The organism is Pseudomonas sp. (assembly GCF_026224925.1).
Classification (GTDB): Bacteria; Pseudomonadota; Gammaproteobacteria; order Pseudomonadales; family Pseudomonadaceae; genus Aquipseudomonas.
Genome location: NZ_JAMFRV010000033.1, coordinates 1 through 8,452, shown reverse-complemented (window position 1 = coordinate 8,452; position 8,452 = coordinate 1). Strand labels below are relative to the sequence as shown.

5 protein-coding genes and 1 pseudogene are annotated in these 8,452 nt (G+C 54.8%); 3 read left to right on the top strand and 3 right to left on the bottom strand.

The window, feature by feature from the left end; translation table 11 throughout:
* The 3 genes from M0974_RS01660 to M0974_RS01650 all read left to right on the top strand — a co-directional run.
* On the top strand, window positions 1-851 hold an 851-nt coding region (locus M0974_RS01660), incomplete at its 5' end, for an acetaldehyde dehydrogenase (acetylating) (RefSeq protein WP_297831833.1).
* Between the two features lie 10 nt (window positions 852-861).
* On the top strand, window positions 862-1,881 hold the full coding sequence (gene dmpG / locus M0974_RS01655; protein ID WP_297831831.1) for a 4-hydroxy-2-oxovalerate aldolase: 1,020 nt from the start codon (window positions 862-864) through the stop codon (window positions 1,879-1,881).
* A gap of 167 nt (window positions 1,882-2,048) precedes the next feature.
* Window positions 2,049-2,915: a transporter gene (locus tag M0974_RS01650; RefSeq protein ID WP_297831836.1), complete on the top strand. Its 867-nt coding sequence runs from the start codon at window positions 2,049-2,051 to the stop codon at window positions 2,913-2,915.
* A gap of 614 nt (window positions 2,916-3,529) precedes the next feature.
* On the opposite strand, the gene M0974_RS01645 is transcribed toward M0974_RS01650, so the two are convergent.
* From M0974_RS01645 to M0974_RS01635, 3 genes and pseudogenes are all read right to left on the bottom strand, one after another.
* Window positions 3,530-5,551 (bottom strand): acyltransferase family protein, encoded by a 2,022-nt coding sequence (locus tag M0974_RS01645; RefSeq protein WP_297831828.1) that lies wholly within the window; start codon window positions 5,549-5,551, stop codon window positions 3,530-3,532.
* Window positions 5,552-5,951: 400 nt separating this feature from the next.
* A pseudogene (locus M0974_RS01640) lies at window positions 5,952-6,440 on the bottom strand (methyl-accepting chemotaxis protein); the annotation flags it as partial.
* 272 nt (window positions 6,441-6,712) lie between these two features.
* Window positions 6,713-8,452, bottom strand: a 1,740-nt coding sequence (locus M0974_RS01635; protein WP_297831825.1) for a GGDEF and EAL domain-containing protein, incomplete at its 5' end; no start/stop codon positions are given.

Here is an 8,452-nt window from a genome sequence, read left to right as displayed (position 1 = left end):
TGGAAATGGCGGTCATGGTCGGCATCGACCCGGCCTCCGACGGTCTTGCCCGTGCTCAGCGCATGGGCGTGGCCATCACTCACGAAGGTGTTGAAGGTCTGATCCGCATGGACGTGTTCAAGGACATCGATTTCGTTTTCGATGCCACCTCGGCCGGTGCCCACGTGAAGAACGACGCCTTCCTGCGTTCGGTCAAACCCGGCATCCGTTTGATCGACCTGACCCCGGCGGCCATCGGTCCGTACTGCGTACCCGTGGTCAACCTGGAGCAGAACCTCGATCAGCTCAACGTCAATATGGTCACCTGCGGTGGCCAGGCCACCATCCCGATGGTCGCGGCCGTTTCGCGGATCGCCAAAGTGCATTACGCCGAAATCGTTGCCTCGATTGCCAGTAAATCGGCCGGTCCCGGCACCCGCGCCAACATCGATGAATTCACTGAAACCACCTCCAAAGCCATCGAAGTGATCGGCGGCGCGACCAAGGGCAAGGCGATCATCGTGATGAACCCGGCTGAGCCACCACTGATGATGCGCGACACGGTGTTCGTGCTGTCCGAAGCCGCTGATCAGGCTGAGATCGAAGCCTCCATCGAAGAGATGGCCGCGGCGGTACAGGCCTATGTGCCGGGCTATCGCCTCAAGCAAAAGGTGCAGTTCGACGTTATTCCTGAAGACGCACCGTTGAAGATTCCTGGCCTGGGCACCTTCTCCGGCCTGAAGACCTCGATCTTTCTCGAAGTCGAAGGCGCCGCCCATTACCTGCCGGCCTACGCCGGCAACCTCGACATCATGACGTCCGCAGCCTTGGCCACCGCCGAGCGTATGGCGCAGTCGATGCTCAAGGCCTGAGGAGACTGACATGACTTTTAATCCTGGCAAAAAACTCTACATCTCCGACGTGACCCTGCGTGACGGCAGCCACGCCATTCGTCATCAGTATTCGCTGCAGAACGTGCAGGACATTGCCCGCGCCCTGGACAAGGCTAAGGTCGACTCGATCGAAGTCGCCCATGGCGATGGGCTGCAAGGTTCGAGCTTCAACTATGGCTTTGCGGCGCACACCGATCTGGAGTGGATCGAAGCCGCGGCCGATGTCATCAACCACGCCAAGATCACTACCTTGTTGTTGCCTGGCATCGGCACGGTGCATGACTTGAAAGCGGCCTACAACGCCGGTGCCAGAGTGGTGCGCATCGCCACTCACTGCACCGAAGCGGATGTCTCCAAACAGCACATCGAATATGCCCGCGAGCTGGGCATGGACACGGTCGGCTTCCTGATGATGAGCCACATGATTCCGGCCGAGCAGTTGGCCGCGCAGGCCAAGCTGATGGAAAGCTACGGTGCAACCTGCGTGTACATGGCCGACTCCGGCGGCGCGATGAACATGCAGGACATCCGCGACCGCTTCCGTGCATTCAAAGCGGTGCTCAAGCCTGAAACCGAAACCGGCATGCACGCTCACCACAACCTATCGCTTGGCGTGGCCAACTCGATCACTGCCGTCGAGGAAGGTTGCGACCGCATCGACGCCAGCTTGGCGGGCATGGGCGCAGGTGCCGGTAACGCGCCGCTGGAAGTGTTCATCGCCGCCGCTGAACGCCTGGGCTGGAACCACGGCACCGACCTGTACACCCTGATGGATGCGGCGGACGACATCGTCCGCCCGTTGCAGGACCGTCCGGTTCGAGTCGACCGCGAGACGCTGGCGCTGGGTTATGCCGGCGTCTATTCAAGCTTCCTGCGCCATGCCGAAGTCGCTGCTGCCAAGTACGGCCTCAAGACCCTCGACATCCTCGTCGAACTGGGCAAACGCCGGATGGTTGGCGGCCAGGAAGACATGATTGTCGACGTCGCACTTGATCTCCTGCAGACCTAATCGAATTGCAGGGGCGGTTATCCACCCGCCTGCGTAAGACAGAAGCCCCCCACTCCACAATCTTTGCGCCACTGACTGTAGTCAGTAGCTAAGCCTTTGCGTGAACAACTAGGTGAACTATGAAAAATAATAATAAAACTGCACTGTTTCGCTCGCTCTCAGTCGCCATGGCTCTGGCGGGGACGACTGTTTTCTCCTCCCCTAGCTCTGCCACTGAAGGAGGGACCTCCGTCTATCCAATGGGGGCGGATAACTATTTATCGGGTTTCCTGCCTCCGCCGGGTTTTTACAGTCTGATTTTCGCTCAGCACTACGAGGCTGATAACCTCCGGGGCAATGATGGTCGTAAACTACCCGTTGACTTCAGTGTCCAAAGCAATGCTGTTGTCCCGCGCTTAATTTGGGTGAGCGACACTACTATCCTCGGTGGTACCTTGGCATCGCATGTGATGGCTCCGTTGGCCGAGGTGAAGGTTAGGGTCAATGGGGATAGCCAGCGCAAGCAGGGGTTAGGCGATATGACCTTTGGCGCCGGGCTGGGCTACCACTACAGCCAGAACTTCCACGTCATATACGGCTTGGATATCACTGCACCAACTGGTAGCTATGATCGCAACGACATTGCTAACCTTGGGCGCAACCATTGGATGATTGAGCCGGTTTTGGCCCTCACCTATGTTGATCCGCAGGGGCTGAATGCTGACGCCAAAATCATGTACGACTTCAATATGGAGAATCCGGATACAGACTATAAGTCTGGTCAGGAATTTCATGTTGACTACTCTGTTGGCTGGGGCGTCGCTGATGGCTGGGTATTGGGCATAGGTGGTTACGCATATCGCCAGACGACCGACGACAAGCAGGATGGAGATCGCGTCGAAGACAATAAGGGACGTGCTTTTGCTATTGGCCCATCTATCAAATACAGCTCTTCAGATGGTTGGTTCGTCACAGCTAAGTGGCAACAAGAAACCGAAGTGCGTAACCGGGCGCAAGGAGACGCATACTGGCTGAAGTTAGTAATTCCTCTTTGAGCCTAGTGTAAAGACTGCAGACGCCGGGTTCAATAAACGCCCGGCGCCTTCATGAATGCTGCTGAATTATTATCTGCTACTCCATCGAACCCGACCGGCACCGTTTCAAGAGTGGGAGCGAGGCTGTTAGGCCGCGTGGGGAAGAACCATTATTTAGCTCGGAACTTTTAACTTAATCGATTAGTTGGGAAGGCTGAACTTGTTCGCCCGTCGGTTATGCGTTGGATCACCTGGCGCATCATCTTCAGTAGCTTGGCCCGGTCGCTCAGCTTAAAGCGGGGTGAGTAAGCAACTAGGGCCCGCGCGACGCAGTTTTCCTTGGTTGAGAGTTTCACCGGTAGCAAAAATCCTTTTGGCGCATGGCCTTGATATGGCGTGTGGTTGTCTCGAAACCGGCGCACTGCCAGCGCGGGTTGAGCTACCCCTATGAAGGTCACGTCGACGATATGCTCAGGTTGGAAGGAGCCGACTCAGTCGTGTCCTGATAGCCCTCTACGACCTCAACCTGACGGACAGAGCGCTTAGCGTACGAAAACTTCCGTTCTCTCTATTCGCCCTGGATAACTGTCTTTCACGAACAGCGACTATAGGTCGATAACTGCCCTTGGTCACCGCTACTGCGTAAGAACGTCACTTACTGCATTAACCGCCAATTGAGCACCTTTGGCATTTAAGTGATTGTAGTCCATGTAATAGGAGCGGGTATCGCCTATCAGACATACCTGTTTTTTACAGAAAATACTGTCCAGCGTGACCAGTTTTATTTTATTTTGCTCACTGTCGAGCTCGAAAAGATGACGAGTGAATTGCTGCAATTGGTTATGTTTTGACAGTGGCACGGACAGCTCGCCTACCCTCTGCACTATTTCCTCGTCGCTCGACTCTGTCCCCCGAGCGAGTCGGTAATAAAGGCTTTTCGGATCGACCATCTGCTGCGGAACCTGAGCCACTATATAAAGATGGGTGCCCAGCGCCTGATAAGCCTCGACGGTTTTATCCAGAGCCTTCTCAAACACAGCCCTTGATGCTTCTTTGGTTTTTTCCTGGGTGTCCTGAGACACAAGGAAATAGCTGCTTTTTTTCGTTTTGTCGTAATCGCCATCCGTATAAAGCGTCCAGCGTGAGGCCAGAATGACCTTCTTGATGCCGTTCTTCTTTACATAGTCATATTCGCGCTTCGCGAGGGCTTCGCACACGCCCGCAACATAATTGCCAGCAAGAACGTCCACCCCCAAAAGTGGAGGACAGCCAGCCAGACCGATATGCACAATGGTTTTTCCATCCACTTTGCCAGCGGTGTCGAAGGCGGGCAATAGCACTTCTGCGTGGCTGTCGCCAAATACAGCAACCTCTGGGGTAGCGTTTTTATCGGCCGCACCAAATAAGCAGAAATCGATGCTCCAACCGTCGCCGTTGTAATTTCTATCGCAGGGAACGCGCGCTTCCGTATAGGTAAATGATTCCAGCGCTACTGGATCTAGATCAAACAGCTTGGGGAAACCCTCTTTGATATAGCCGGTCAGTCCCACGCCTATGAACATCACTGAAAAAATGGCCCCCAACGCGAATACCTGATGTCTTTTTATCGAGCTTTTTTTCCGGAAAGCCTGTTCTATAAAACGCCAGCTTAAATAGGCTAATACCAATGACAATAGGGAAAGCGCAAGCATGACGGTTAAACTTGGCTCGACCAAGTTGCTCTCACGCGCGAAAGCGAAGATGGGTTGATGCCATAGATAGGCGCTGTAACTGATCATCCCGATCAGCACAAAGGCACGAGTGCTCAGCACCCGCCCTACCAGAGTATGAGCATTGGCAAAAATAATAATCAAGGCCGCGCCCGTTACCGGGATCAATGCATGCACCCCCGGGAATGAGGTGGTGCTGTCGAAGGCAAATATGGCGTAAATAATTAACGAAGCGCCGAGGATCGTTGATGCTTGATTAATGGCTTTCGGGCCACTCTCCGAGCGAGGCCGCCAGGAAAAATAAAAGGCAATGAAGGAACCCACCAACAATTCCCATGCTCGAGCATGCAATAGATAAAAGCTTGCGGAGGACTCATGGGTCGCACCGTGTTCAGAAATGGCCAGGCTCACCATTGCACCGAGCATCAGAATGATCACAATCCTTTTTCGACCCAATCCCCAAGCGGCCATTAGAATCAGTGGAAAGAACAGGTAATACTGTTCTTCCACCGCGAGGGTCCACGTATGCAGTAACGGCTTCAGCTCAGAGGTCCCATCGAAATAACCACTCTCCCGCCAGAACATAACGTTAGACGAAAACGTCGGCACCGCGATTAAACTCTTGGCAAAAAACTTGAAGTTCAGGGGATCTAGCCATACCCAGGCCATGGGCAGACATATGAGCATAACCACGAATAACGACGGTAATATCCGCCGTGCTCTGCGCTCATAAAAGTTTATCAGGGAAAATTTACCCGCCAACATCTCAGCCAAAATGATCGACGTAATCAAATACCCGGAAATCACGAAGAACACATCAACTCCGATAAAGCCTCCAGAGAATGACTGAACGCCTGCGTGAAAAAGAATAACGGGGACGACCGCCATCGTGCGCAGTCCGTCGATTTCAGGGCGGTAGTTCAAAGCCGGGTTGTGAATTGCGCTCATAATGAGTCGACTCTTCCAAGTTGAGTTTAGGTATTAAACACTTGATTCAAGCAAGAAAACTTTCAGGTCGAGGGAGCGTGCGCAAAAAGGGCGCAGGCACATGCTACCGCCAGACGCATAACGCCGAAGGGGGTATAGAGAGAATAGCCAGCGTACTGTCGTCCCTTTCAATGCCACGTGCCAAAGCCCACTGCTGAGCCCTGATCTACACAGTCATTTAACGGGAGCTTAAGGTTGCCGTTTTAAAGGGGCCGTGTTGTTTTATTGGGGTGCACCGTAGCTCCCTGCCGGGCCATTTTTGCCAGTGGATCTGAGAACGCCCCAAACGATCATAGCTCAGATTTTCGTCATGACGAGTGGACATCTGCTCTGCCGGACTGACGCGGCCAAGGCCATAGATTTAGTGACGCTTCTCCCAAAACTGCTTAGCTAATTCGCTCAGTGCCGCGGATAGCCGTGCTACGGCTGCTGCACTCTCGAAATTGCTTTGTCCTGTCTGGACATTAACATTAGCCGTATCACGGATCCTGTTGATACTGCGGTTGATATCCTCACTAACCCCTCCCTGCTGCTCAACGGCTGCCGCTATCTGTGCATTCATATTGGTGATCTCATTCACTCGCAGACCAATACCGTTGAGCGCAGTGGCGGCGTCCTGCGCATGACTGACACTGGAAAGTGCTTGCTGACTGCTCTGCTCCATAACGGTCACGGCCATGCGTGCCCTTTCCTGCAATGCGCTGATCATGCTTTGAATGTCTGTCGTTGACTGCTGAGTGCGGGACGCAAGGCTGCGCACTTCATCCGCCACCACGGCCCCCCGGCCCGGCTCTCCGGCGCGAGCGGCCTCGATGGCGGCGTTCAGCGCCAGTAAATTGGTCTGATCGGCAAAGTTGACTGTTAGCCCGTGATTACTCAGCCATGGACAGGCGAGCAATAACGACTTTAAACCGACGCCAGTTAATAGTATTGATCTTTCATGTGTACATGTCAGATAGCGCTATATCCATAAGCTTTATTTATTTGAATGGCAGAGCAATGTCATTGCCAAATTTTTGCACACTATTTATTGAGTACTAGGCGCTGAGGGCGAGCAGGTTTGCCGGTTCGGCGACTAGTTCTTGGGCCTCTTTGTTCAAAAAAGATTGGGGCCTACCGTACTTACAGCAATGGGAACCCAAGCCCCTCAAAACAGTCTTCGCCACTGAACAACCGTTGCATCTGCGCGGCGGGTCGTGGTCGGCTAAACCAGTAGCCTTGGCCGTACTGGCAACCTTCACTGACCACAAAGTCGAGTTGTGCAGGGCTCTCGATGCCCTCGGCCACGACTTCTAACCCAAGGCTACGGCCAAGGCCGATGATTGCCTGGCTGATCGTGCTCTTTTTGTTGTCGTACGGGATGCCGCCGATGAAGCTTTTATCCAGCTTGAGGATGTGCAGCGGAAAGCGGGTGAGATAATCGAGCGAGGAGTAACCGGTGCCAAAATCGTCAAGCGCTAACAACACACCAAGGCGGGCCAATTCGTTCAGACAAGCCAATGTATCCATGTCGTCATTCATCAGTTGGCTTTCAGTAATTTCCAGGATCAAGCTGGCGGGTGGCAGGCCGCTTTCTTGCAGGATGTCGATCAGCCGGAGGGTGAAGTCGGCTTGTTGCAACTGGATGCTGGAGATGTTCACCGAACAGCTCAGATGGTCATGTCCGGCCAACTGCCAGACGCGGGTCTGTTTGCAGGCTTCGCGCAATACCCATTCGCCGACGCGGATGATTTCCCCCGACTCCTCCAGTGCCGGAATGAACTCCAGTGGTGAGATCAAGCGTTCACCATGGCGCCACCGTATCAGCGCTTCGACCCCAGTCATAAGGGGTGCCTCCTGGCCAAGACGATAGATCGGTTGGTAGTGCAGTTCGAATTCATTGTGTTGCAGCGCCTGGCCCAGAGCGGACTCCAATTCCAGATGATGCTGTGCGGTGTCTTGCAACGCTTCGCTGTAGTGGGCGAACCGCGCCTTGCCGGCAGATTTAGCTTTGTAAAGGGCGAGGTCGGCGGCCCGCAAGACATCCTGCGCTTTGCCGTTATCGTGCAGTGGTGCAATACCGATGCTGGCACTGACCACTAGGGTACGACCGTCCATGTGCAGCGGTTGATGCAGATTGTCGAGAATGCGTTGGGATACTTGCTCGGCGTCGCGGTCGCAGGTGAGTTCATGAAGCAATACGATGAACTCGTCCCCGCCGAAGCGAAATAGCTGATCACTGGGGCGCAGAGCGGCTCTCAATCGCTGCGCCACTTCTACCAGCACGCGATCACCAACGTTGTGGCCGAGGCTATCGTTGATCAACTTGAAGCGGTCGAGGTCGATGAACAGCAGCGCCTCGCGGGCACCTCCCTTGCGCTGTTTCATGAAGGTTTTCTGCATTTGCTCGTCAAGGCGCAGACGGTTGGCCAGGCCGGTCAGCGGGTCATGGTGAGCGGCATGTTTGAGGCGCTGCTCGGCGTCCTTGCGTGCACTGATATCGGACTGTGAGCCAGCCATGCGTAACTGGCCCGGTGTCGTCGCTTCGGCGACCCCACGCACGAGTACCCAAATATAGCCACCATGGTTTTGGCGGATACGATACTCATGGTGGACCGAGGAGGTCTGCCCCTGTAGGTGGGCGTCGATGGCCTGGCGAAAATCCGGCAGGTCGTCCGGATGCACGCGGTCGAACCAACTGGCGCTGCTCTCGCCGATGCTGTCGCGGCTGAGGCCAAGCATGCTCGCCCAGCGTTCGGAAACATACAGTCGATCCTGATCGACATGCCAGTCCCAGATGCCGTCGTTGGCGCCACGTAGCGCTCGGGCGAAGCGCGCCTCGCTGTCTTCCAGGGCCTTGCGCTGTGCCGCACTGTAGGTGTC

Coding starts and splice junctions, on each gene's coding strand:
- dmpG (WP_297831831.1), top strand. CDS start 862: ATGACTTTTAATCCTGGCAAAAAACTCTACATCTCCGACGTGACCCTG.
- M0974_RS01650 (WP_297831836.1), top strand. CDS start 2,049: ATGGCTCTGGCGGGGACGACTGTTTTCTCCTCCCCTAGCTCTGCCACT.
- M0974_RS01645 (WP_297831828.1), bottom strand. CDS start 5,551: ATGAGCGCAATTCACAACCCGGCTTTGAACTACCGCCCTGAAATCGAC.